The following is a 24,545-nucleotide window of genomic DNA, read 5'->3' on the forward strand; positions in this document are numbered from 1 at the left end:
CTGCGTTACTCGGTGCCAAAACCGACCGAGAGGAAGTCCGGCATGGGGCCGTTCCAGCCATCGTCCGGACCGTCATTGCGCGCATCATCGCGACGCGAACGCGAAGGCTTGCGGCGTTCGTCGCGGGGCTTGTCGTCCCGGGGCTTCTCGTCGCGCGGCCTTTCGGCGCGAGGGCGGTCATCGGGCTTGCGGCGCGTATCGGGCGCGCGCGCGGCCGGCTTGCGGGCTTCGGGTTCGCGCTCCTCGCTGGTGGCGCGATCGCCTGACTTGGCAGCCCGCCGCGGCCTTGCCGGCTTCTCGCGTGCACGATCTTCCCGGGGGCGCTCTTCACGCGCCGGCTCCTGCGCGCCTTCCAGCACGATTTCAGGGATGGTCGTGCCGATCAGCTTTTCGATATTGGCCAGTGCCTCGGCATCTTCATCGGTAATGAAGGTGAAGGCCTTGCCCGACGCCCCTGCCCGACCCGTACGGCCGATGCGGTGGACGTAATCATCCGGATGCCAGGGCGCATCATAGTTGAACACATGGCTGACGCCCTTGATGTCCAGTCCGCGCGCGGCAACGTCGGAGGCGACCAGAATGTTGATCGTGCCGTCCTTGAACTTGTCGAGCTCTGCGATGCGATCGCGCTGTTCCATGTCGCCATGGATCTCGCCCGAATCGAACCCTCCCTGGCGCAGCGCCTTGTTGAGGTCGCGCACCGTGGTCTTGCGGTTGCAGAAAATGATGGCGGTCTGCACGCCAGCATCGAGCATCTGGAACAGCGTGTCGCGCTTGCGGCGTGACGAGACGCGCACCTTGCCCTGCTCGATCGAGGCGTTGGCGCTCGCAGGCCGTGCGACCTCGATATATTTGGGGTTGGTGAGGAACTTGTCCGACAGCTTCTTGATCGGCGGCGGCATGGTTGCCGAGAACAGCAACGTCTGGCGCGTGGCAGGCAGCCGGGTGCAGATCGTCTCGATATCGGGAATGAAGCCCATGTCGAGCATGCGATCGGCCTCGTCGATGACCAGCAGGCCGCATCCGGTGAGCAGGATGTTGCCGCGATCGTAGAGGTCCATCAGGCGTCCGGGGGTCGCGATCAGCACATCGACGCCCTTTTCGAGCGCCTTGATCTGGTCGCCCATCGATACGCCGCCGATCAGCAGCGCCATCGAGAGCTTGTGGTACTTGCCGTATTTCTCGAAATTTTCCGCGACCTGCGCAGCGAGTTCGCGCGTGGGTTCAAGGATCAGCGAGCGCGGCATCCGCGCCCGGCTGCGGCCTTCAGCCAGAATATCGATCATCGGCAGCACGAAGCTGGCGGTCTTGCCGGTGCCTGTCTGGGCGATGCCGATCAGGTCGCGCATCATCAGGACAGGCGGAATAGCCTGCGCCTGAATCGGCGTGGGGGTCGTATAGCCGGAATCGGTAACGGCCTGGATCAACTTTTCGGAGAGGCCGAGATCGGCAAATATCATAGAATATCCAGAAACAGGCAGTAGCGCGGACACATATCGTCACGCTATCGATGCCGGGCCTTCGGCCACGCGCGTCCCATGCGCAAACATCGCCCCAAAGTCAACCATTGTGCGTTACAGCGAGGCCCGCGCGATCAGTCCTCGGGCACAAGCTGGCGGAGTTTTTCCACTTCGCATTTGCTGCCGGATCGTGCCTGCAGAAGATCGCGATCGATGCAAAGCCGCCCATCGCTGCTGCGCTCCATGTAGAAACCCTGGTAGAATTCGCGCGCGGTGCACGATCGCTCCAGCTCGGCCTCGATCATGCGCTGATCACGCATGAACAGCACCAGCATGTCATCGTTCACCACCCGAACGCCGGTGACGTCGCGCATCGCCACGCATTTGCCGACCTTGCGCCTCTCGAACTTCGGCGGTTCAGGCTGCGGCGCGCGGCGCGGCGGGGGTGCAGGCATCAGCGATGACCGGGACAGCGACTGGCGCGGCACGCGAATGATGATGCGCTGTTCGATCCGCACCTGCGCCGCGGCCTGCGGCGCAGCATCAAGCGCATCGTGCACCCTGTGCGCGACAGCTGGTTGATCGAGGGCAAGGCCGAGCTCCCCCTCCTGCGCCAGCGGCAGCGAGCCCAGCATCAGCCATGCAATGATGATGTCCCCGTAAACCATGGCCGCGCGCGGCAATCCTCCAAGACCCATTGAACCCCGGCATCCGGGTTAGGCCGGACGATTGAACCGCCGATTAACGACAGCATCCTCGCGCAGGCAAGCCGCGTTTTGCTTCGCTTCGTGACATATTTGTCACCCATACGGGGCGCGCGCGACGAATTGTCGGAGCGACGGGCTGCGTGTATGACACGGCCATGATCGAGACACTGACCCGCTCCACCCTGATCGACCGCCTGCTGGCCCTGGTCGGCCCCAAGGGCGTGACAACCGATGGCGACACGATTGCCCCTTGGCTGACGGATTGGCGCGGACGCTACCACGGTGCTGCACTGGCGATGGTATCGCCTGCCGATGCTTCGGAACTGGCCGCCATCGTCAGGCTTGCGGGCGAAACCGGCACGCCGATCGTTCCGCAGGGCGGCAACAGCGGCATGGTGGGCGGCGCCACACCGGACACGCAGGGCACAGCGCTGTTGCTCAGCACCCGCAGGATGAACGCCATCCGGTCGATTGACACAGCCGCGCGCACCGTCGTTGCCGACGCTGGCGTGGTGCTGCAGACTCTGCACGAGGCAGTCGCCGCAAAGGGCCTTCGCTTTCCGCTGACCTTGGGCGGCAAGGGCTCGGCAACGGTGGGCGGGCTGGTGTCGACCAATGCAGGCGGCACACAGGTGCTGCGCCATGGCGCGATGCGTGCGCTGGTCGAGGGAGTGGAGGCGGTCATGCCCGATGGTTCGGTGTACAACGGCCTGGCGACGCTCAAGAAGGACAACCGCGGCTATGATCTCAAGCATCTGCTGATTGGTGCCGAGGGCACTTTGGGCATCGTGACCGCCGCCACGCTCAGGCTGGTGCCCGGGCTGATCGATCGCGCCGTGGTGTGGGCCGGCGTGGAATCGCCCATCGCGGCCCGCGAACTGTTGCTGATGCTGGAAACGCGCGCCGGTCACGAGATGGAGGGGTTCGAGATCGTCCCGCACCGCTGCCTGACCAACGTGCTGCACCACATCCCTGGCACCCGCGCGCCTTTGTCGCGCGACCATCCCTGGCATGTGCTGATCGAATTCACCCGCGACGATGCGTCTACCCAGCCACCCGAACAGCTGGCCGAGACCGTGATGGCAGAGGCGTTCGAGCGCGGGTTGATCCTAGATGCGGCGATATCGAACAGCGAAGCCCAGGCCGAAGCATTCTGGAAGCTGCGCGATTCGATTTCCGAGGCAGAGCGCGCCGCTGGTCCGGCGGTTCAGCACGATATTTCAGTTCCCGTTGCCGATATGCCACGGTTCATCATCGAGGCTGGCCGCGAGGTGGAGGCGCGCTTTGACGGAGTCGAAGTTGCAGCCTTTGGCCATCTGGGCGATGGCAATGTCCACTTCCATGTCGCAGCCCCCAAGGGGGCAGACAAGGTCAGCTGGCCAGACCTCTCGGGCAAGCAGATCAGCGCCATGGTCCATGATCTGGTAGTGGCCGCAGGCGGATCGATTTCCGCCGAGCATGGCATTGGTCAGATGAAGCGCGACGAACTTGAACGGTTGAGCGAGCCTGCACGGCTGATGGCGCTCAAGGCGATCAAGCAGGCTCTGGACCCGAAAGGCATCATGAATCCCGGCAAGCTCATCGCGATATGATCGTGCCTGAGGCGTTCGTCCCTCTTGCGCCGGGCCTGCGGGCAACTTAAGGCGCGAGTTCCGGTTTTACCGATAAAATCAACGTCAGCGGAGAACATTTCATGGCCAGTGCGCCGCAAGCAACCAATTTGCCGGTCCTTTTCAACGATCTGGTACCGCTCAACTCCAAGGATCACGGCAAGTTTCGTTCGCGGACCATGGATGGAGCACACTTCCTCAAGAACCAGCATGCGATCCCGCTGACCGCCGAGGAATTTACCCAGGCACAGCGTCATTATCCGATCATCTTCTCCGCCGGCAGCGATCCTGTTCCGCTCGCGCTGATGGGCATGAACGAAGGCGTCAACGTTTTCCTCGATGACGATGGCAAGTATCGCAAGCCTGCCTATGTGCCTGCATACGTGCGCCGTTACCCGTTCATGCTGGCACGCCTGCGTCCGGACTCGCAGGAGCTTTCGCTGTGCTTCGACCCGACCTGCGAGGCGCTGGGCGAGTTCGAGGAAGGCGATGCGCTGTTCGACGGCGACCAGCCCACCGAAGTGACCAAGAACATCCTCCAGTTCTGCGAAGATTTCGAGCGCGCCGTGCAGGGTACCGCCTTCTTCATGGAAGAGCTGAAGAAGCACGACCTGCTGATGGAAGGCGAACTGAAGATCGAGCATCCCACGCTCGCCCAGCCGTTCGTCTATCAGGGCTTCCAGATGGTGAGCGAAGAAAAGCTGCGCGAACTGCGCGGTGACGAACTGCGCAAGCTGAACCAGAACGGCGCTCTGCCGCTGATCCACGCGCACCTGTTCTCGCTGCAGGTCATGCGTGACCTGTTCGCGCAGCAGGCCGCTGACGGCAAGGTTCCCAACCTTCCCACGCAGGCTGCAATCAACTGATTGATCGATAGAAATCCGTCATGGCCACGCCCCGGTGCGGCCATGACGGGGGTCGGTCCCGATTTATCGATCGTCCCAGCGCGCAGCGTCGGCATAATCCTCTTCACGTGGCTCGATCCAGACCTTGCCCTGCGCGCCGGTCTCGCTCTTCCAGAACAGCGCACGGCTCTTCAGATAATCCATCAGCAGGTCCGCAGCTTCAAATGCTGCGCGGCGGTGTTCGCTCGCGGTAACGACCAGCACGATCGCCTCGTGCGGCTGCATCTCGCCGACTCGGTGGATCACCAACGCGGCCTCCAACGGCCAGCGACTGGCGACATCGTCCAGCATTTCGTCAATGCCGCGCTCGGTCATTCCGGGATAATGCTGCAGGCTCAATGCGCTGACAGCACCATCATGGCCTGAAGGCCGCACCAGCCCCGTGAAGCTGACCATCCCGCCCGCGTTCTGCAGTGCATGGCGGAATGCCGCAATCTCGGCTTCGGGGTCGAATGGGTCTGTTGAAATACGGATGGTGCGCCGCATGTCAGCCGCCGCTGACCGGGGGCAGGAACGCCAGCTCGTCCTCATCTTCCACCAGCGCATCGGCATCGACGATCGCGCCGTTGATCGCATAGCGCACCCGCGGCTCGCCCAGCGCGCTGCCCAGAAGCCGGTCGCTCGCATCCAGCAGACCGATAATGTCGGCAATGGCATGCGGCTGCGACAGCGTCATGGTGCGCTCGACCCCGCCTGCCAGATCGCCCAGGCGACCGAAGAACAGCAGCTGTGTCATATCCGCGCTCAGCCTCCGGTCATCGACATGTGGCGCGGCAGCGCCGGCGCGCCGCCGGGGGCGTCGATGCGGAAATCATGCCGCTCGGGCTTGGCGCGGATCGCTCGATTGAGCGCGGCATCGAGCGCCACATCGCTGTCGTCGCCGCGCATCGCGGCGCGCAGGTCAACCCGGTCGTTCTGGCCCAGGCACATGTAGATCTGTCCGGTCGCGGTAACACGCACCCGGTTGCAGCCCGCGCAGAAATTGTTGGTCAGTGGCGTGATGAACCCCAGCCGCCCCCCGGTCTCCTCGACATCGACATAGCGCGCCGGGCCTCCGGTCTTGTGGTGGCTCTCGGTCAGCGTCCAGCGAGCCTCCAGCGCATCGCGCACCTGCGTCAGCGGCAGATAATGGTCGAACCGGTCTTCCTCCACCTCACCCAGCGGCATGACCTCGATCAGCGTGACATCATGCCCACGGCCATGCGCCCAGGCGATGAGCGAGGGCAGTTCATTCTCGTTCAGCTCCTTGAGTGCGACGGCGTTGAGCTTGATCTTGAGCCCTGCGCGATCGGCAGCGTCGATCCCGTCGAGCACCTGCGCCAGGGCATCGCGCCGCGTCAGCTTTGCAAACAGGTCGGGCTGCAGGGTGTCGAGCGAAACGTTGATCCGCCGAACCCCCGCGTCAGCCAGCGCCGTGGCATGCTGCGCCAGCTGGGTCCCGTTGGTGGTCAGGGTCAGTTCGTCGAGTCCGTTGCCGATCTCGCGCCCCAAGCGCTGGACCAATGTGATGAGGTCGCGCCGCACCAGAGGCTCCCCGCCCGTCAGCCTGATCTTGCGGACGCCGCGCTCGATAAAAGCCAGCGCCAGCCGGTGCAGTTCTTCCAGGCTCAGCACCTCCGCCTTGGGCAGAAACTGCATCCGTTCAGGCATGCAGTACGAACAGCGCAGGTCGCACCGGTCCGTCACCGAAAGCCGGACATAGGTGATCTGACGCGAAAAACCGTCGATCAGCGGGCGGGCGGCAAGCTGGGTCATACGGTTAGGGCTACAGCAAGGGGCATGCAGCGCCCACCCTCAATTTTGGGATTGCGACGAGGTGGGCATTTTCGACGGTATCGGCACGATCAGCGGTGCATGGCGCCAGCGCACCAATAGCCGCACCAGATCCAGCCCTGACAGCCCCAGGGTCGCGGTATTGCGCAACGGGTGCACATTGACGCGCGGCTGCGCTGCCAGCACCTCGTCCAGCACCAGCTGCACCCTGCCTGCCTTGTCGTTGAAAGCGGCAAGCGGCGTCACAGAGCCGGGGGTGATCCCCAACAGCGCCACCATCTCGTCGGCCGACCCGAAGCTGAAGCGGCCTGCGCCGACCATATGGCGCAGCGCGCCCAGGTCGACCTGCTTTTCGGCCAGCACGGTCACGAGATAGAACTGGCCACTGGCGTCCTTGAGAAACAGGTTCTTGGTGTGGGCGCCGGGAACCGCACGTTCCAGCGCACCACTTTCCAGCACGGTGAACACCGCCTCATGCTCGACCTGATCGAAGCGGATACTGGCGGCGACCAGCTCGGCATGAAGGCGGGTATCATCGGTCATTCAGGGTCCTTCAATCCGCCGCCATCGCCAGCTTCTGGAAGAACTGCAGCTGCGGCACGCGCAGGTCTGCCCCGCTCGCCTTGGGCCAGTTGCTGACCACGGCGACCACAAGGTTCTTCTGCGGCACGATCAGGATTGCCTGACCGAATATCCCCTGGCCGCCCCAGGCACCGCCCGGATAGGTCCACCACTGATAGCCATAGCCAAAGCCCGGCAGGCCAACCGAGGCCTGTTCCTTGCCGGCATCGGCAAACCAGCCCTCGGGCACCTGCCCCTTGCCGCCTTCCAGCGCGAACAGCCCCATGCGGGCATAGTCGGCCAGCCGGATCGACAGGCAGCAGCCGCCGACATTCTGGCCGGCAGAATCGACCATCCAGAAAAGGTCGCCTTCAAAGCCCGCAGGCTTGACGATCTTCTCTTCGGCATAGGCGCTCAAGGTCTTGCCGGTGGCGCGCTGGACGATGACACCGATCAGGTTGGTCTCGCCGGTCTTGTACACCCATTTGCTACCCGGTTCCGCTTCGCGCGGCAGGGTCTTGAGATAGGCCGTATTGGGGTCTTCGCCCGGTCCGACCGGCACCGAGAGCATCTTCACGACATCGCTGTTGGGGTCGGTATAATCCTCGTTCCACTTGACGCCCGAGGTCATGGTGAGGATCTGCTTGACGCTGACCCCGTCATAGCCGCTGCCCTTCAGTTCGGGAACGTACTTGGTTACCGGATCGTCGATCGACGCAATGAAACCGTCCTTCACGGCCGCTCCGACCAGGGTCGAGGTGAACGACTTGGCGACCGAGAAGCTGGTCCAGCGGTCTTCGGGCTTCAGGCCCAGGCCATAGCGTTCCAGCCGCACCTTGCCGTCCTGGATCACCATCAGCCCGGCCACGTTCTGCGCGGCCATGAAGGCATCGATATCGGCATCACTGACCGCCAGCGGCTCGCCCTTGGCCAGTGCACGCGGAGTGCCGGCCTTGGCCGAGGTTCCGGGGAACTGTGCTTCCATCGCGCGGAAATTGGCGGTGCGCTGCGCATCCGACCAGAACAGGATCTGCGCACCCGCCGTGCGAACCTTCTCCAGCTCCGCCGGGCTCATCTGGGTGATCGCCTTGACCGCCTGTGCATCCGCTTCCTTGGCTGCAACCATCCCGCCGCTGCCGATGGCAAGCGCGCACGCCGCCGCAAATGTTGTCCAGACCCGCATTACCCTGTCTCCTCTTACGCTTTTGTTTTCGCGTGCGCGGCCAGCGCCCGCTCTCGTGCTTCCTTATGCCCGATGACTTTCTTCGGATAGCCCTTCACGTACTTGCCCGCCGCTTCGGGGTCGTGAATCGCAGTGTCGGAAAGTCCCGCGAGTTCGGGCACCCAATGCCGGATATAGCCCGCCGCGTCGAACTTGTCCGACTGGGTGAGCGGCGCCATGATGCGCACGAACATGTTCGAATCCACCCCGGTGCCCGATGTCCACTGCCAGTTGGTGGCGTTCGACCCGTAATCGGCATCGACCAGCGTATCCCAGAACCATGTCTCGCCCACGCGCCAGTCGATCAGCAGATGCTTGATGAGGAACGAGGCCGCGACCATCCGTACCCGGTTGTGCATCCATCCGGTCGCCCAGAGCTGGCGCATCCCGGCATCGACCAGAGGATAGCCGGTACGCCCCTGCTGCCAGGCGGCCAGATCGCGTGCGACCTCGGGGTCGGACGGGTCACGCCAGGGGAAGGCATCGAAACCCTCGCGGGCATTGGCTTTGCCGTAATCGGGGAACTGCGCGATCACGTTCTGCGCATAATCGCGCCAGACCAGCTCCTTCAGGAACGTCTCGACCGAACCACCGGCATCCATCGTCGCATGCCAGACGGTGGCAGGGGAAATCTCGCCGAAGTGCAGGTGCGGTGACAGCCGTGACGTGCCTTCGACCGAGGGCAGGTTGCGCTGTTCCTCGTACAGCCGGGCGCAGCGATCGAACGCCTCCAGCCTGACAGCAGCCCCTGCCTCTCCGGGCGTCCATTCCTCGCCAAAGCCCGTCGCCCAATCGGGCTTTGTGGGAAGCAGCGCCCAATCTGACAGCGGATCGCTGTGCGGCCAGGCATCGGGCGCATCGAGGCGTTCCGGCGCGGGGAGCGGCTTGGCTGGCGGCATGTGCTGCGCTAGCGCGCGCCAGAACGGGGTGTAGATCTTGTACGGCTGGCCACTGCCGGTCGTGACCGATCCGGGCGGCATCAGATAATTCCCATCGTGCCGCTCCAGCGTGCAATCATCGGGCAGCGCCGCCTTCAGCGCCTTTTCCGCATTGCGCCACCATGGCTCATAATGGCGCAGGCAGTGGACCGCGCTGGCGCCGGTTTCACGTGCCAACTCGGCGATCACATCTGGCGCCACACCGCGCCTGAGGATCAGCTTCGAGCCGAACTTTTCGAGATCAGCAGCCAGGGATGCGAGGCTGTGATGCAGCCACCAGCGCGATGCTCCGCCCATCCTGCGATGCTTGGGCGTTTCGTCATCCAGTACGAAGACCGAGATCACCGGCCCTGCCTGCACGGCGGCAGCAAAGGCAGGCTGGTCGGCCAGCCGCAAGTCGCGGCGCAGCCAGACGATAACGGGGCGGGTCATTCAGGATCCTTCACATCGACGATCACGGTAAACCGGTCGGCGATGGGCGAACTGTCGAACCGCGCATCGCGCAATGTCACCCTCTTGCCCCCCGGAATGTCGCTCAGCCGTGCATATGGCATCCGCGCCCAGAACAAAAAGGCCTGCGCATCCAAACTTTGTGCCTTGGCGCGCGCGATCCATGGGCTCGCCATGTTGGTCGCCTCGGCTCCCGCAGCAAGCGCCGGGGCCATCCCGCCCAGCGCATTCACGCTGCCGCGCCCGATCAGGCTGTCGCCGCGCCACAGCATATCGCGATGCCAGAAGCGCACCGGCACCGCGTTGGCAATCACCAGATCAGGCGTGATGCCCCGCTGCGCGCGAACGGCGATGGCGGTGTCCCGCTCGGCCTTGACGGAAAAGGCGAAGTTGCCCCCGATATAGACCAATGCCAGAACCAATGCTGCCTGTGCCGGACGCTCCCAGCCCGCCCTGCCCGCCGCCTCCCTGCGCCGCGAGGCCCAGATGCCCAGCGGCAGGATCGTCCACAGCACCGCATCGACGATGAACAGCGTGTCGCCGTAGAACCAGCGCGGCGAAAATGGTTCGAGTAGCCGGATGCCGTAGTTGTTCATGTAATCGAGCGCGGGGTGCGACAGCGTGCCGACATAGGCGAGAAACAGCAGTGGCGCCGGACGCACCGGCAGCCGGTCACGCGGACGTTTCCTGCGTCGCACCTGCCAGCGTTCATAGGCGATCATTGCCGCCGTGAGCAGGATCGGCAGGATCAGCAGCGCGATCGGCCCGTGCGTCAGCCCGCGCCGCAGCGCGAGCGACTGCGTGCCCAGCACGCTGAGCACCGCATCGATATCGGGCAGGTTCGCGCCGATGATCAGCGTCGGCACGGCGAGGCCGGTCATCCGCTTGAGACCTGCACGGCCGAGCGCCCATCCGGCGAGGCTATGGGTGAAATTGTCCATGGGTTCAGTCTTGCCTCAACTCGGCCAATCGTCGGCGTAGCCCAGCAGCGCGCGCAGATCGGTCAGAGCCTGAGCCTCGCTTGTCACCTTGATCGCCGCCATACCCATGGCGGCGGCAGGTTTGCAGTTCACGCCCAGATCGTCGAGATAGATGCACGCCGAAGGCGCGACATTAAGCACCTCGCACATCATCGCGTAGATGCGCGGATCGGGCTTGCGCACGCCGGCCTTGCTGCTTTCGATGACATGATCGAAGCGTGCCATGATCGCGGCGATCTCGCCAACGCGCGCATCGTCGAACACCATCGCCGAACCCTTGCCGGCGCGCACGTTATTGGTGATGCAGCCAATCGTGAAACCCGCCGCCTTGAGTGCATCGAGCGCGGCGACCATGCGCGGTCGGACATCGCCCGCCAGGCAGGAGATGACGTCGCTTCCGCTGATGTTCAGCCCCAGCGCGCCGGCCTCTTCGGCGAACGCGCTGTCGAACGCGGCAGCATCGATCTCTGCCCGCTCGAACCGTGCCCAGGCGTTGGTATCAGGGTTGGCAGCATTGATCTGCCGGATGCAGTCGCGCGGCCAGCCCCGCTCGGCCTCGAGCCGGTTGAACGCCTCGAACGGCGACGAGGTGATCACCCCGCCGAAATCGAAAATCACCGCCGAAAAGCTCATGGAGCGATGACCAGCCCTGTCTTTGCATCGGCCTTGCCCGCGACGGTTTCCTGATAGGCGGCCAGCGCGGCTTGTGCTCCTTCACGTTTTTCGATGCCCAGCAGCCTTGGCGCGAGATCGGCAAAGCCCAGCCAGGCCGCTTCCAGCTTCTGGCGGAAACCGTCAGGCCCCCATTCACCAATCCGCTTTTCGCTGCGACCCGGCGCGAAGAACATCGCCCGCGGCGGACCTGCCATCGGCCCGCTGTCGTCATTGGCATCCCAATGCGATTTGCCAACGACGATCGAGGCCTTGAGCGCATCGCCAAAATGGTTGTGCACGCTGGCGGCGACCTGCGGGTTGCCCGCCATGTCGACCATCGCGCTGGCGACGCTCGCGTCGATCGCGCCGACCGCGTCATAGGTCACCACCTTGTCGTACAGCCCCAGCTGCTCGACATAGGCGGCGTTGCCAGCACTGGTGAGACCGATGATCTGCGGGCGTGTTTCGCGTTGCTGCAACGCATGCGCAAGGCCGATTGCCGTCTTGCTCGACGCGCTGGCGATCAGGATTTGCTGCGCAGCATAATCGCCATCATCCTCCAGCTGATCGGCGATCAGCCAGCCGGTCAGGAACAGCGGGCGGAACACCGGCCAATAGTCATGATCGGGCGCGCGATAATCGCCCAAAGCATCGACTCGCTGATACTGGTTGTAGATGATCGGCAGTGTCGCGCGGCGCGGGGTCGTGTCGGTGAAGCCGTGCGCACTGACCCGGCCCGGATGCAGTACCGCGTGGCTCGCCATCGGGTAATAGCCATACAGCTGCGTCCCCACCGGCACCCCCTCGTGCGCGCTGCGGCTGACGGTGGCAAACCCCCAGACCGGCAGACGGCCCGGCGCATCGCGCTCGGCAAAGAAATCCCAATAGCCCTGGTCATTGCCGAACAAACCCAAGGGCTTGCCGAACACGGCATAGGTGACGTTGTTGGCAGTCATCGCATACAGGTCGATGGCCACTTCAATCGCGCCTTCGGCCAGTTCGGTTTCCGGCACATCGACGATCTGCGCATTCGCGATGGCATCGCGGTCGATATCAATGGCCCAGCGTTGTTTGGTCACGTGGTTATTCCTCATCAGACAGGTACCTGCCGCCCCTTGGAATGCAGGGTTGCGACCCTCAGGTGTTCAGATAGTTCAGCTTCGCTCCGCCGCGCGGCCAGTCCATCTTCACCAGCCGCCCGGTCCCCGACAGCGTGATGTACGCCGTTGTCAGATCCGGCCCACCGAAACAGATGTTGGTGGTAAAGGGATCATCGGTGGCGACGAATTCGACCAGTTCGCCTTGAGGCGACACGACCGAAATGCCGCTCTGCCCGATGGTGGCCACGCAGACATTGCCTGCCCCATCCACCGCCAGCGAATCGAAGAAGGTGTAGCCCGAAGGGCTGTAGAGGAACGTGCCGCCCGGCCCCAGTAGCCCCTGGCTGAAGGCGATCTCGCCGGGGCTCTCGATATCGTACGCCCACAGTTTGCAGGTGTACGTTTCTGCGACATAAAGCCTCTTGCCGTCGGGGGAGAGGCCGATGCCGTTGGGGTTTTCCATCGGGAAGATGACTTCCTTGAGCAGCGAGCCGTCTGCCCTGGCGTAGAACACCCCGGTCACATCCCGCTCGCGCCGACGGGTCTTGCCATGGTCGGTGAACCAGAAGCCGCCGGCGTTATCGAACACGATATCATTGGGTCCGCGCAAAATGCAGCCAAAGTCGCCGCTCTTGTAAAGCGTCTCGACAGCGCCAGTCTCCAGGTCGACGCGTTCGATGCGCCCGCCGGAATAATCATCGGGCTCGCCGTGCGGGATCAGCAGGCCTGCGCGCTCAACATAATGAAAGCCGCCATTGTTGCAGACGTACAGCTTGCCATCGGGACCGACCGCAGCGCCGTTGGGGCCGCCGCCCAGTTCCGCCACGACCTGCTGCGAGCCATCGGGCAACACGCGCGTAACGCATCCGCGTTCGATTTCGACCAGAACCACGCTGCCATCGGGCATCGCCACCGGCCCCTCGGGAAAGCGCAAACCGTCGGTTACCACGTCCATCCAGAATCCCTCTCGCTGACATTCTTGTTAGTCGGCATCATTGCGAGTGTCGCCGCGACTGTCCAGCCTGCAAACGGCAGGCAGGCCAGATGAAAACGTGGCTTGAGCCAAAGCCGATTCGCTCCTAGACGCTCGCCTTTAATGACATTGTCCGCAACGCCCCCTCACCGCCGTCCCGCAAGCGACTATCCGCCGGGCGGCATGGCCTTTCCGCACCGGCATCTGCTGGGCATCGCCGGTTTGCAGCCGTGGGAGATCGAGTTCCTGCTCGACGAGGCCGAACAATGGGTCGACCTGAACCGCCAGCCGAGCAAGCACGATGACCGGCTTGCGGGGCTCACGCTGATCAACGCCTTTTTCGAGAACTCGACGCGCACGTTGCTGTCGTTCGAGATCGCAGGCAAGCGCCTGGGTGCCGATGTCGTGAACATGCACGCGGCGCAGTCGAGCGTCAAAAAGGGCGAGACGCTGATCGACACGGCGGTGACGCTCAACTCCATGCGCGCCGATGCCATCGTCATCCGCCACGGCAGCTCAGGCGCGGTGCAACTGATCGCAGACAAGGTGGGCTGCCCGGTCTTGAACGCCGGCGACGGCACGCACGAGCACCCCACCCAGGCTTTGCTCGATGCTTTGACGATCCGGCGGCGCAAGGGGCGGATCGCCGGGCTGCGGGTCGCCATCTGCGGCGATATCCTGCATAGCCGGGTGGCGCGGTCGAACATGATCTGCCTGTCCACGCTGGGTGCCGATGTCCGCGTCGCAGGTCCGCCCGCGCTGATGCCGCCTGCGGTCGAATCGATGGGTGGCACCCCATGCCGCAGCTTTGCAGAGGCGCTCGACGGCGCGGATGTCGTGATGATGCTGCGCCTTCAGAACGAGCGGATGCAGGGGCAGTTCATTCCCTCGCCGCGCGAGTTCCGCCACCTTTATGGGCTGACCGATACCAAGCTGGCGCTCGCGCAGCCGGACGCGCTGGTGATGCACCCCGGCCCGATGAACCGGGGCGTCGAAATCGACAGCCATATCGCCGACAATGCCGAGCGCTCCGCAATCACCGATCAGGTCGAAATGGGCGTGGCAATGCGGATGGCGTGCCTCGATGTGCTGACCCGCAGACGGCGCGGCGTGGAGGGCTGGTCATGAGCAAGGTTCCCGCAACTCCGCTGAGCATCGTCAACGGCAGACTGGTGCTGCCGGGCGAACCCGAACCCGTTCCTGGCGGCATCCGCATTCTGGGTGATCGCATCGCCGAGATCGGCTCGGTCACGCCGGGCGCGGACGACCGGGTCCATGATGCCAGGGGCGCGGTCATTGCGCCGGGCCTCGTCGACCTGGGCGTATTCGCGATTGATCGGCCCGCCTTTCATTTCGGCGGGATCAGCCGGGCGGCCCTGATGCCCGATCAGAACCCTCCGCTCGATCATCCGACGCGTGTCCGCTTTGCCGCCTATTCGGGCAAGCCGGACTTCTGGGTTCACCCGCTCGCCGCTGCTACTCGCGATCTTGCGGGCACCGAAATGGCCGAGATTGCCTTGATGCAGGAGGCCGGCGCGCGCGCAGTCGCCACCGGTCGCCGCTGGATCACCGATACCGGCGTGATGCACCGGCTGATGCAATATTGCGCGATGCTCGACCTTCCACTGATCGTCCACAGCCAGGACCATGGCCTGTCGGGCAACGCGGTGGCAACCGCAGGCGAGATGGCGACGCGGCTGGGCCTGCCGCAGGCGCCGGCAGAAGCCGAGAGCATTGCGATCGCTCGCGACCTGGCGTTGGTCCGGATGACGCGCGCGCGCGTTCACTTCCGCCAGGTCACGACCCGTGCTGGCCTTGCACTGATCCGCGCCGCAAAGGCTGAGGGGCTGACGATCACCGCCGGGATCACGCCGGCGCACCTGTTCCTGTCCGATGTCGCGCTGGGCGGCTTTCGCACCTTCGCGCGGCTCTCGCCGCCGCTCCGATCCGAAGACGACCGTCAGGCGGCGCTGGATGCGGTGGCAGACGGCACCATCGATATTATCGCTTCGGGTCACGATCCGCGCGGGCCAGAAGACAAGCGACTGCCGTTTGCCGATGCCGCGCCCGGCATGGCGGGCGCAGAGACGCTGCTGCCCCTGTCATTGGGCCTGGTGCGCGATGGCCTGATTTCCACCGAACGGCTGTTCGACCTGATCGCCGCCAACCCCGCCCGCCTGCTCGGCGTGCAGGCCGGCGCATTGCGGGCGGGCTATGAGGCGGACATCGTGCTGATCGATCCCGACCGGCCCTGGCAGGTGGACTCGGGCAAGATGGCGGCCAGCGCAGGCAACACCCCGTTCGACCGGCTCCCGGTGCAGGGACGGTGCCTGGCGCTGTTCAAGGGCGGACGGCTGGTCGATCAGATCAAGGGCTGACCGCCGCCCGTCGGTATCAGTGCAGCTTGAGCTTGGGCCGGACGATCTGGTTCACATGGCCGATGACGATCAGCGAAATGCCACGCACCCAGCCGTGAATGGCAATCAGGTGCATCCGGTAGAGCGACTGGTACGCCCAGCGCGCCAGCCGTCCTTCCACCGCCATGCGCCCGCCGACGAGGTTGCCCATCAGGCTGCCCACCGTCGAAAAACGGCTGAGCGAGACCAGCGACCCATGGTCCTTGTAGACGAAGTCCTTCATCGGCTTGCCTGCCTGCACCCGGCACAGATTGTCGAAGATGTGGCTGGCCATCTGATGCGCTGACTGGGCGCGCGGCGGGATAGGCCGTTCCTGCCCCGGCAGGATGCACGAGGCGCAATCGCCCAGCGCAAAAATATGGTCATCCAGCGACGTCTGCAGCGTGGGCCTGACGACAAACTGGCTCAGTCGGTTGAGCTCGAGATCGCTCATCTCGGTAACCCCGTCAGAGCCTTTGACCCCCGCGGCCCAGACGATGAGGTCGGCGGGAATGACCTCGCCCTGCTTGGTTTCGACGGCGTGTTCGGCCACGCTGACGACCTGGGTGTTCTCGCGCACGCTGACGCCCAGCTGCTCAAGCTCATGCCGCGCGACGGCGGCCAGTTCGGCATCGATCTGCGGCAGGATGCGCGGGCCTGCCTCGACCAGAGTCACTTCCAGCTTGGATTCGTCGAACACTTCGAGCCCGTAGTTCCGCAGCGCCTTGGCCGCGTTGTAGAGCTCGGCAGACAGCTCCACCCCGGTCGCGCCGCCGCCGATGATGCAGATGCGCACGCTGGCATCGGGGTTGCCGGTATTATGCTCATGGTTGGCGCGCAGGCAGGCGTTGAGCAGGCGCTGACGGAAACTGTCGGCCTGCGCACGGTGTTCCAGAAACTGCGCATGCTCGCGCACGCCCGGTGTGCCGAAATCGTTCGATACACCGCCGAAGGCCAGAACCAGATAATCATAGCGGATCTGGTGCCGCCCGATCACCTCGCGGCCCTGATCGTCGATCAGCGGCGCGGTGGTGATGTGCTTGGTCGCCCGGTCGATGCTCTCGAGCGCGCCGTTGAAAAAGCGATAGCCCCAGCGCACGGCGTGGCCGCCATAGCCGACCTCGTCGAGATTGGCGTCGAGCGATCCGGCGGCGACCTCATGCAGCAGCGGCTTCCAGATATGCGTCAGGTTGCGGTCGACCAGGATGATATCGTGCTTGTCGCGGCCATATTTGCTGCCCAGCCGGCGAACCAGCTCAAGCCCGCCCGCTCCGCCGCCGACAACCACGATCTGCGTCTTCTGATCGGTCACGTTACCCCCTAGAAAAGTGTCAAGCAAAGTTAACACACTTTATCCAAAGGCAAAGCCCTTTGGCCGTTTTGCCTCAAATCAGGAGGACGATGCCTTGCCGAACGGACGGTTGAGCTGAACGATCTTGGCGTTGAGGATCGCAGCAAAGCTGACCCAGACCAGATAAGGCACGATCAGCCAGCTTGCGAGCACCGAGTAAGGCCGCAGCCAGATGCACATGGCAAACACCGAGGACCACAGGAACATCACCTCCACCTGCGCCCAATCGGGGCGGTGCCATTTGAAGAACAGCGGCGACCACAGCAGGTGGAAGACGAAATTGGCGGCGTACAGCGCAATGATGATGCCGCGATCAGCATCGGCTGTCGCACCGTTCCAGGCCAGCACCAGCGCCCAGGCGGCTGCGCCCAGAATGATCGTCCAGGCCGGACCGAACAGCCAGTCGGGCGGCTGCCACGACGGCTTCTTGAGGTTCTTGTACCAGCTGCCAATCTCGGTGAGCAGGCCACCTGCCCCGCCCAGAATGACGGCCCAGGCGATCGCGGCGATGACGGGGGGGCTGAACATGAACTGACAATGGGGGGCTGGGCCAGCAATGGCAATGCCACATGTTAAATCAGCGGCCATCCGGGCTTGCCGCGTCGCCTCCAAGCTGCTGATATGGTTGCCATAGTTACGATCTGCAAAAAAGGGGTTCCCACCATGCGCACCACTCGCCTGTTGCTTGCCAGCAGCCTTGCCGCCATCGCCATGCTGTCACCGGGGCTCGCCCTGGCGCAGGCGCGCGAGGCGGTGGAACCTTCGTTGACGGTAAAGGCGGCCAAGGCGCAGTTCCGTGCCGTCGGCTTTGCCTCCACCATGCCCGCCGCAGCGGGGACGCTCGTTCTTCTGCTGGGCAGCGAGGGCGATCTGGCCAGTCGCGCCAGCGCGCTGAGCGAAACCGAGCGCGCCGCCATCGCCCGCGCGCTTGCGTCTGCCGAGTTCGATTACACCGGCACGGCCACGCTCAGCCTGCGCGGCATCGGCAGCTGGGACCGAATTCACGTTCTGGCGACCGGGAAGGATCTCAGCCCCGCAGCGGTGCAGAAGCTGGGTGTCGCCGCGGGACGGGCGCTGATGAAGGACAAGGGTCCGCTCGTCGTGCTGGCAGACGGGCTTCCTGCCGAAGCGGCGGCCGAACTCGCGACCGGCATGGGCATCGGTGAATATCGCTCCGACCTCTATCAGGCCAAGGCGCGCGAAGCGGGCACGATGGCCGGCACCACGATGGTCAATGGTTCGCCCGATGCAGTCCGTGCGCTGTATGAGGAACGCGGGCGTCCGCTGGTCGACGCGATGGCCTTTGCCCGCGACCTTTCCAACGAGCCCGCCAACGTCATCTATCCCGAAAGCTTTGTCGAACGCACGCGCGCTGCGTTCGCAGGCGTGCAGGGCGTCACCATCGAGGCGCTCGATGTGCCTGCGATGGAAAAACTGGGTATGGGCTCGATCCTCGGCTCCGGCCGGGGATCAGCGCGCCCGCCGCGGATGCTGATCGTGCGCTACACCGGACGCGGCGCGCCGTCCTCCGGCCCGGTTGTCCTCGCAGGCAAGGGCATCACCTTCGATAGCGGCGGCATCTCGCTGAAGAACGGCAGCGGCATGGGCGACATGAAGTTCGACATGTCGGGGGCGGCCAGCGTCGTCGGCGCGGTGCTTGCCCTGTCGAAGTCGCGCGCGCCGGTCGATGTGGTGGCCATCGCCGCCTTGTCCGAGAACATGCCCGATGGTGATGCAGCGCGACCGGCAGACGTGCTGCAGGCGATGAACGGCAAGACGATCGAGATCATCTCCACCGACGCCGAGGGCCGCCTCGTCCTTGCCGATGCGGTCGCCTATGCCGATGCCAAGCTCAATCCGGCAGCGATCGTCGATGTCGCAACGCTCACCGGATCGATCATGACCGCGCTGGGGGATGATTATGCCGGGCTGTTCAGTCGCCATGATCCGCTCGCCAAGCAGCTATTGAAGGCGGGCGATACCAGCGGTGACGCGCTGTGGCGGATGCCGCTGCATCCCAGCTATGCCGAGGATACAAAGTCGACAATCGCGGACATCAAGAACTCGGGTGTCAGCGGTGCCGGGGCGGGCGCGGGCGCGCATTTCATCGGTGCATTCGTGAAGCCCGAAACGCCATGGGCGCACATCGATATCGCAGGGATGGCCTGGGGTGGCGCTAGCGACCTCAAGCCCGCAGGCTCCACCGGCTATGGCGTGCGCCTGCTTGAACGCTTCGTCCGCGATTTCCAGCCCGTGCCCAAGGTGGCCGGGGAGTAACCGCTTTCAACGCCGCCCCGCTCTCTGGCGAAAGCCGAAGAGCGGGGCGGATCAGATCCGCTCGATCAGCATCGCGATGCCCTGCCCCACGCCGATGCACATCGTTGCAACGGCATAGCGCCCGCCGGTGCGGCCAAGTTCCTCGGTGGCGGTGAGCGCCAGCCGCGCACCGGACATGCCCAGCGGATGGCCCAGTGCGATCGCGCCGCCATTGGGGTTCACATGCGCTGCGTCGTCGGGCAGGCCCAGCTGGCGCAACACCGCCAGCCCCTGCGCCGCGAACGCCTCGTTCAGTTCGATCACATCGATTTCGCTCAGCCGGACGCGCGCCCGCGCCAGCAGCTTCTGCACCGCAGGCGCAGGGCCGATCCCCATGATCCGTGGCGGCACACCCGCCACCGCCGTGGCCACGATCCGTGCGCGCGGGGTCAGCCCGTTGCGCACTGCCGCCTCTTCAGAGGCGACGATCAGTGCCGCCGCACCATCGTTGACGCCGCTGGCATTGCCTGCCGTGACCGTACCGCCAGCGCGGACGATTGGCTTCAATGCCGCCAGCGCCTCAATCGAGGTCATGCGCGGATGCTCGTCTGCATCGATCACCAGCGGATCGCCCTTGCGCTGCGGAATGGTGACAGGGAAGATTTCCGCCGCCAGCCGCCCGGACGCTTGCGCAGCCGCAGCGCGCTGCTGACTGCGCAGTGCAAACGCATCCTGATCGGCGCGCGCGATGCCGAAATCCTCGGCGACATTCTCCGCCGTTTCGGGCATCGAATCCACGCCGTGCACCGCCTTCATCAGCGGGTTGACGAAGCGCCAGCCGATCGTCGTATCATACACCGCATTGTCGCGAGCAAACGCGCTGCCCGCCTTGGGCATCACGAAAGGCGCGCGGGTCATGCTCTCGACGCCGCCTGCGATCATCATGTCCGCATCGCCGCTGCGGATAGCACGTGCGGCAGAGCCCACCGCGTCGAGGCCCGAGCCGCACAGCCGATTGATCGTCGCCCCGCCGACCGTCTCGGGCAGTCCGGCGAGCAACGCCGCCATGCGAGCGACGTTGCGATTGTCCTCACCCGCCTGGTTGGCGCATCCCATCAGCACATCATCGATCTGCGCGGCGTCCAGCCCCGGATTGCGCGCAACCAGCGCGCGCAGCACCACGGCAGCCAGATCATCGGGCCGCACGCCTGCCAGGCCGCCGCCATAGCGGCCAATCGGCGTGCGAATGGCGTCGCAGATAAAGGCTTCGGTCATGGCAAAACGGTCCTTTCAGGCTTCAACCCCGGAAATTGTCCTTGGCGACGCGCCGTTCCGCCAGCTCGGCAGCCGAGCGCGCGCGCATGAAGGGGTTTGTCGCGCGCTCGAGCGCAATGGTCGTCGGCACGGTCGCCTCGCCCCGCGCGCGCAGAGCGAGCACCTGTGCCATGCGATCGGCGATCGCCTTATTGTCAGGCTCTGCGACCAGCGCATAGCGTCCGTTCGATTCGGTATATTCGTGCGCACAATAGACCTGCGTCTCTCCGGGCAACTCGGCCAGACGCGTCATGTTGTCGAACATCTGCTCGGCGGTGCCTTCGAACAGCCGCCCGCAGCCCATGGCGAACAGGGTATCGCCCACAAAGACGGTCGATTCGCTGGGCAGATAATAGGCAATGTGCCCGCTGGTGTGCGCGGGCACGTCGATCACCTCTGCACGGATCGACCCCAGAGACACGCTGTCACCACCGGCGACCGTGGCATCCAGCGTCGCGATCCGATCCTGCTCGGCGGAAGGACCCGTGATGGTGCAGCCGGTTGCTGCCTTGATCGCTGCATTCCCGCCGACATGATCGGGATGCCAATGGGTGTTCCAGATCTGGGTGATCGTCCATCCGCGCGCTGCCGCCTCGGCCAGCACCGGCTCGGCTTCAGCCGGGTCGATGACGACAGTCTCGCCGCTGGCTGGCTCATGCACCAGCCAGATGTAATTGTCGGAAAGCGCGGGGATGCGGACGGTTTCAATCATGCCCCTGTTGTGCCCAATCGCACCGGCAATGCCAAGCGCCCAATCGGCAGGGCGGCCGCTATCACGTATCAAAAGAATATTGGGCGGTGGCAGAGCTCGTATCCAGCCTTGTAGCTATCCCATTGCAATGGCGTGCATTTCAAGGACGGGAAAGCGCCTGTTCCCGCACTTCCCCCATCTACGTTAGCTGCTGACAGAAGCTGTCGATCAGACCAAAGCCACTGGGCGACCGGCAACGCGCCAAGGTGATGGCCGTCATACCGCTCAATGGATGCCCCTAATGCCGAAAACGGTCCCGGAACGAGGCTTTGTCTGATTTCGCAGATGACTTCGCGAGCGAACGCGCTCCTGGCACGGGCAGGTCACGTTTGCCGACGAACACGAAGGCGGTGAAATCACGCAAATTTAACGTTTTCTAATCATCGCGCGCGTAATTCATGCTTCGGGCTGGGCGTTTCGGAAGGAACGACTGGAGGAACGGGAGGGGGCTGCGTGAAAGGCGTCATTTTCAATCTGCTCGAAGAGGTGGTCGTCGATCATCATGGCGATTCCGTTTGGGATGCCCTGCTCACGTCTGCGGAAAGCTCGGGCGTGTACACGTCGCTTGGCAGCTATCCCGATGCAGAGCTCTATGCGCTGGTAGAGGCGGCCTCGCAGCTCACCGGAACTCCAGTGCGCCAGCTGCTGCACTGGTTCGGGATCCATGCCCTGCCCAAGCTGGCAGAGCGCTATCCCAGCTTTTTCGAAAGCGCCCCCGATGCGCGCAGTTTCATTCTGTCGGTCAATACCATCATCCATCCGGAAGTGCGCAAGCTCTATTCGGGCGCATCCTGCCCGCATTTCCATTTCACCGAGACCGCCAACACCCTAATCCTGGGCTATCGATCGCAGCGCAAGCTGTGCGATCTGGCGCACGGCTTTGTCGAGGGCGTTGCCGCGTACTACAATGAAACCATCGTCTTTGCGCAGCCCACCTGCATGCACGATGGTGCTCCGGGCTGCCAGTTGCAACTGACCTGGCCGCAATGAGCGTTCGGCCCGACCCTGCTGCTTTCAATGTCTCGCTGGAGGCGCGCTGCGCGCAGCTCGAGCGGCAGCTCAAGCGCGAGCGGCAGATCCGGTTGGAAGCGGAATCGATCGCCGAACGCGGGCTGCGCGAAGCCTATCTGACCAACCAGCGCTTTGAGCTGCTGTGCAATGTCACCAATGCCGCCAACCAGAGTGTCGATCCGCTGGACACACTGCGCTATGCCATTGCCGAAATCTGCGCGGTCAATGACTGGGCCTTTGCCAATGTGCTGTTGCGAAAGGGCCATGGCGGCGATGCCAGGCTGGAAGGGTGCGGGCTGTGGCATGCGCGCCATCCCGATCAGATGTTCGCCTTTATCGACCTGTCCAGTCGCTTGATCGCCTGGCCGTGCGCAATCGCACCTGGACGGTTGCTGATCCACCCGGCGGCAGTATGGACGCGCGACATCCAGGCATCCGGCGATCAGGGCCGGAGCGGATTGGCGCGCCAGTGCAACCTGCGCGCCAGCATATCGGTGCCGGTGATGCTGGGGCAGGATCTGTTTGCCGTGATGGAGTTCTTCACGCAAAGCGCGGTCGAGCCGGACCCGCAGCAGCTTGAAGTGCTCACCCAGATCGGCACGCAAATTGGCCGGGTGTTCCGCCGCACCGCTAACGAGAAGCTGCTGATCGAGAACGCGCTGCGCGATCCGCTGACCCAGCTTCCCAACCGGGCCCAGTTCGAGAACCGGCTAGAGGCGATCTTTCAGCGCAACACCGGGGCTGCCAGCTTGCGCACCTCGCTGATCTACATCGATCTCGACGGCTTCAAGCTGGTCAACGACGCACTGGGCCATCAGGCTGGTGACCGGCTGCTGGTCGAGATGGCGGGACGCCTGCGTCAGGTCGCCGATGCCTACGCCACCACCCCCTATCCCGGAGCGCCAGAAAGCGTGCTGATCGCGCGGATCGGCGGCGATGAATTCATCATCCTGGTCGAGGGTGAACAGCATTGGGAAGACGCGGCGGACATCGCCAAGGATATCCATTCCATTCTGCGGCCGTCCTTTGTGATCGACAGGCATGAGGCGCGCTGCGCTGCCAGCATCGGCATCGCGCACGATGACGGCAGCTATACCGTCGCAGCCGATCTGATGCGCGATGCGGACGTCGCGATGTATGATGCCAAGTCGCGCGGGCCGGGCCGGACGGTGACGTTCGATCTGGGCATGCGCGAAAAGGCCGTCAGCCGGCTGAAGCTGGAGGCCGAACTTCGCACGGCGGTACAGCTGGACGAATTCCGCCTGCACTATCAGCCGATCATCGATATCGGATCGGGCAAGATCGTCGGGTTCGAGGCGCTGCTGCGCTGGCAGCGCGGCGATAGCCTGGTGTATCCCAGCGAATTCCTGCAGGTCGCCGAGGATAGCGGGCTGATGAATGTGCTGGGTGCATGGGTGCTGCGGGAAGCCGCGACCGTTGCTGCCGGCTGGCGCCGCCAGTGCGCCGATCTGCCGCCATTCTACATGAGCATCAACGTGGCACCGTGCCAGTTCCTCCAGCCCAATTTCGTTGATCAGGTCCGCGATATCATCGCTGCGACCAATGTCGACCCGCGGGTGCTGGTGATCGAACTGACCGAGAACGCAGCGATAACCAACCGCGAGCATACCCGAGTGGTGCTGGAAGCGCTGCGCGCGATGGGTATCCGCCTCAGCCTCGACGATTTCGGCACGGGCTATTCCTCGTTCACCCATCTGCAGACATTGCCGTTCGACAATATCAAGATCGACCGGTCGTTCGTGACCGATGGGCAATCCAATGTGTCCTGGGACATCATCGATGCGATGCTGGGAATCGCACGTGCACTCAACATCGGCGTCATCGCCGAGGGCATCGAAACGCACAGCCAGCTTGATCGCCTCGCTGCCGTCGGCTGCACATTCGGCCAGGGGTTTCTGTACGACAAGGCTATTACCTCTCAAGTGGCGCTCGAGAAACTCTGCGCAACGGCGGGCTATGCGACCCCGAATCCAGTTTCACCCTTCAGTTCGTGACGCTGGCTGCCAGGTTCGGACAGGCCGTGAAACCTACCTCGCCCCCTCGTTGAGGCTCCTGCCAGGAGCAGGCACTGTACTGGACCTGAAAGCCCCTCCCGAAGAGCCTTGCCCATGT

General features: G+C 64.2%; 23 protein-coding genes. 7 read left to right on the plus strand and 16 right to left on the minus strand.

All coding sequences use genetic code 11. The features are described 5' to 3' along the window. Positions 1-5 precede the first annotated feature (5 nt). Both D618_RS0109920 and D618_RS18145 read right to left on the minus strand, forming a co-directional pair. The gene (locus D618_RS0109920; protein WP_017671360.1) at positions 6-1,460 is read right to left on the minus strand and encodes a DEAD/DEAH box helicase; all 1,455 of its coding nucleotides are present in this window, start codon (positions 1,458-1,460) and stop codon (positions 6-8) included. Positions 1,461-1,594: 134 nt separating this feature from the next. Continuing rightward, a complete protein-coding gene (locus D618_RS18145) occupies positions 1,595-2,128 on the minus strand; it encodes a hypothetical protein (RefSeq protein ID WP_017671361.1) in 534 nt (177 codons plus the stop codon). A gap of 194 nt (positions 2,129-2,322) precedes the next feature. On the opposite strand from D618_RS18145, the gene D618_RS0109930 reads away from it, so the two are divergent. Then, entirely contained in the window at positions 2,323-3,759 is a 1,437-nt protein-coding gene (locus D618_RS0109930; RefSeq protein ID WP_017671362.1) for an FAD-binding oxidoreductase, read from the plus strand. A gap of 101 nt (positions 3,760-3,860) precedes the next feature. Further along, the gene (locus D618_RS0109935; protein WP_017671363.1) at positions 3,861-4,643 is read left to right on the plus strand and encodes a SapC family protein; all 783 of its coding nucleotides are present in this window, start codon (positions 3,861-3,863) and stop codon (positions 4,641-4,643) included. A 63-nt stretch (positions 4,644-4,706) separates the two neighbouring features. Here the strand turns inward: D618_RS0109935 and D618_RS0109940 are convergent, their stop codons facing one another. From D618_RS0109940 to D618_RS0109985, 10 genes are read right to left on the minus strand one after another with little or no spacing between them, the layout of a single operon-like run. Continuing rightward, positions 4,707-5,168, minus strand: coding sequence for a molybdenum cofactor biosynthesis protein MoaE (locus D618_RS0109940; protein ID WP_017671364.1), 462 nt, complete (start codon positions 5,166-5,168; stop codon positions 4,707-4,709). 1 nt (position 5,169) lies between these two features. Next, entirely contained in the window at positions 5,170-5,418 is a 249-nt protein-coding gene (locus D618_RS0109945) for a MoaD/ThiS family protein (protein ID WP_017671365.1), read from the minus strand. Positions 5,419-5,426: 8 nt separating this feature from the next. Continuing rightward, a complete protein-coding gene (moaA, locus tag D618_RS0109950) occupies positions 5,427-6,437 on the minus strand; it encodes a GTP 3',8-cyclase MoaA (RefSeq protein WP_017671366.1) in 1,011 nt (336 codons plus the stop codon). A 39-nt stretch (positions 6,438-6,476) separates the two neighbouring features. Next, positions 6,477-6,998, minus strand: a complete 522-nt coding sequence (locus D618_RS0109955; protein ID WP_017671367.1) for a prolyl-tRNA synthetase associated domain-containing protein — start codon at positions 6,996-6,998, stop codon at positions 6,477-6,479. A gap of 10 nt (positions 6,999-7,008) precedes the next feature. After that, positions 7,009-8,199, minus strand: a complete 1,191-nt coding sequence (locus tag D618_RS0109960) for a serine hydrolase domain-containing protein (protein WP_238550637.1) — start codon at positions 8,197-8,199, stop codon at positions 7,009-7,011. A gap of 14 nt (positions 8,200-8,213) precedes the next feature. Further along, positions 8,214-9,608 carry a deoxyribodipyrimidine photo-lyase gene (locus tag D618_RS0109965; RefSeq protein ID WP_017671369.1) on the minus strand — a complete coding sequence of 465 codons (1,395 nt, stop codon included), beginning with the start codon at positions 9,606-9,608 and terminating at the stop codon, positions 8,214-8,216. Beyond that, on the minus strand, positions 9,605-10,567 hold the full coding sequence (locus tag D618_RS0109970; RefSeq protein WP_017671370.1) for a metal-dependent hydrolase: 963 nt from the start codon (positions 10,565-10,567) through the stop codon (positions 9,605-9,607). The genes D618_RS0109965 and D618_RS0109970 overlap by 4 nt, the downstream gene beginning before the upstream one ends. A gap of 15 nt (positions 10,568-10,582) precedes the next feature. Then, the gene (locus tag D618_RS0109975; protein ID WP_017671371.1) at positions 10,583-11,239 is read right to left on the minus strand and encodes an HAD-IA family hydrolase; all 657 of its coding nucleotides are present in this window, start codon (positions 11,237-11,239) and stop codon (positions 10,583-10,585) included. Beyond that, positions 11,236-12,339, minus strand: coding sequence for a DUF2855 family protein (locus D618_RS0109980; RefSeq protein WP_238550638.1), 1,104 nt, complete (start codon positions 12,337-12,339; stop codon positions 11,236-11,238). Before D618_RS0109980 ends, D618_RS0109975 begins: the two co-directional genes overlap by 4 nt. Before the next feature lie 58 nt (positions 12,340-12,397). Beyond that, positions 12,398-13,315 carry an SMP-30/gluconolactonase/LRE family protein gene (locus D618_RS0109985; protein WP_017671373.1) on the minus strand — a complete coding sequence of 306 codons (918 nt, stop codon included), beginning with the start codon at positions 13,313-13,315 and terminating at the stop codon, positions 12,398-12,400. Between the two features lie 201 nt (positions 13,316-13,516). On the opposite strand from D618_RS0109985, the gene D618_RS0109990 reads away from it, so the two are divergent. Next, the gene (locus D618_RS0109990) at positions 13,517-14,461 is read left to right on the plus strand and encodes an aspartate carbamoyltransferase catalytic subunit (protein ID WP_017671374.1); all 945 of its coding nucleotides are present in this window, start codon (positions 13,517-13,519) and stop codon (positions 14,459-14,461) included. After that, complete coding sequence (locus tag D618_RS0109995; RefSeq protein ID WP_017671375.1) at positions 14,458-15,711, plus strand: dihydroorotase; 1,254 nt, start codon at positions 14,458-14,460, stop codon at positions 15,709-15,711. Before D618_RS0109990 ends, D618_RS0109995 begins: the two co-directional genes overlap by 4 nt. 16 nt (positions 15,712-15,727) lie before the next feature. On the opposite strand, the gene D618_RS0110000 is transcribed toward D618_RS0109995, so the two are convergent. Then, on the minus strand, positions 15,728-17,041 hold the full coding sequence (locus tag D618_RS0110000; RefSeq protein WP_017671376.1) for an NAD(P)/FAD-dependent oxidoreductase: 1,314 nt from the start codon (positions 17,039-17,041) through the stop codon (positions 15,728-15,730). 78 nt (positions 17,042-17,119) lie between these two features. Beyond that, the gene (locus D618_RS0110005) at positions 17,120-17,608 is read right to left on the minus strand and encodes a TspO/MBR family protein (protein ID WP_017671377.1); all 489 of its coding nucleotides are present in this window, start codon (positions 17,606-17,608) and stop codon (positions 17,120-17,122) included. Between the two features lie 135 nt (positions 17,609-17,743). On the opposite strand from D618_RS0110005, the gene D618_RS0110010 reads away from it, so the two are divergent. After that, entirely contained in the window at positions 17,744-19,357 is a 1,614-nt protein-coding gene (locus D618_RS0110010; protein WP_017671378.1) for a leucyl aminopeptidase, read from the plus strand. Positions 19,358-19,408: 51 nt separating this feature from the next. On the opposite strand, the gene pcaF is transcribed toward D618_RS0110010, so the two are convergent. Both pcaF and gloB read right to left on the minus strand, forming a co-directional pair. After that, entirely contained in the window at positions 19,409-20,611 is a 1,203-nt protein-coding gene (gene pcaF, locus D618_RS0110015) for a 3-oxoadipyl-CoA thiolase (RefSeq protein ID WP_017671379.1), read from the minus strand. A 22-nt stretch (positions 20,612-20,633) separates the two neighbouring features. Beyond that, entirely contained in the window at positions 20,634-21,362 is a 729-nt protein-coding gene (gene gloB, locus D618_RS0110020) for a hydroxyacylglutathione hydrolase (protein ID WP_017671380.1), read from the minus strand. Between the two features lie 492 nt (positions 21,363-21,854). Between gloB and D618_RS0110025 the strand changes: the two genes are divergently transcribed. Together D618_RS0110025 and D618_RS18150 are read left to right on the plus strand one after the other, a co-directional pair. After that, positions 21,855-22,391, plus strand: a complete 537-nt coding sequence (locus tag D618_RS0110025; protein WP_017671381.1) for a heme NO-binding domain-containing protein — start codon at positions 21,855-21,857, stop codon at positions 22,389-22,391. Then, positions 22,388-24,427 carry an EAL domain-containing protein gene (locus tag D618_RS18150; protein WP_017671382.1) on the plus strand — a complete coding sequence of 680 codons (2,040 nt, stop codon included), beginning with the start codon at positions 22,388-22,390 and terminating at the stop codon, positions 24,425-24,427. The genes D618_RS0110025 and D618_RS18150 overlap by 4 nt, the downstream gene beginning before the upstream one ends. Positions 24,428-24,545: the final 118 nt, after the last annotated feature.

It is taken from the genome of Blastomonas sp. AAP53 (assembly GCF_000331245.1).
GTDB lineage: Bacteria > Pseudomonadota > Alphaproteobacteria > Sphingomonadales > Sphingomonadaceae > Blastomonas.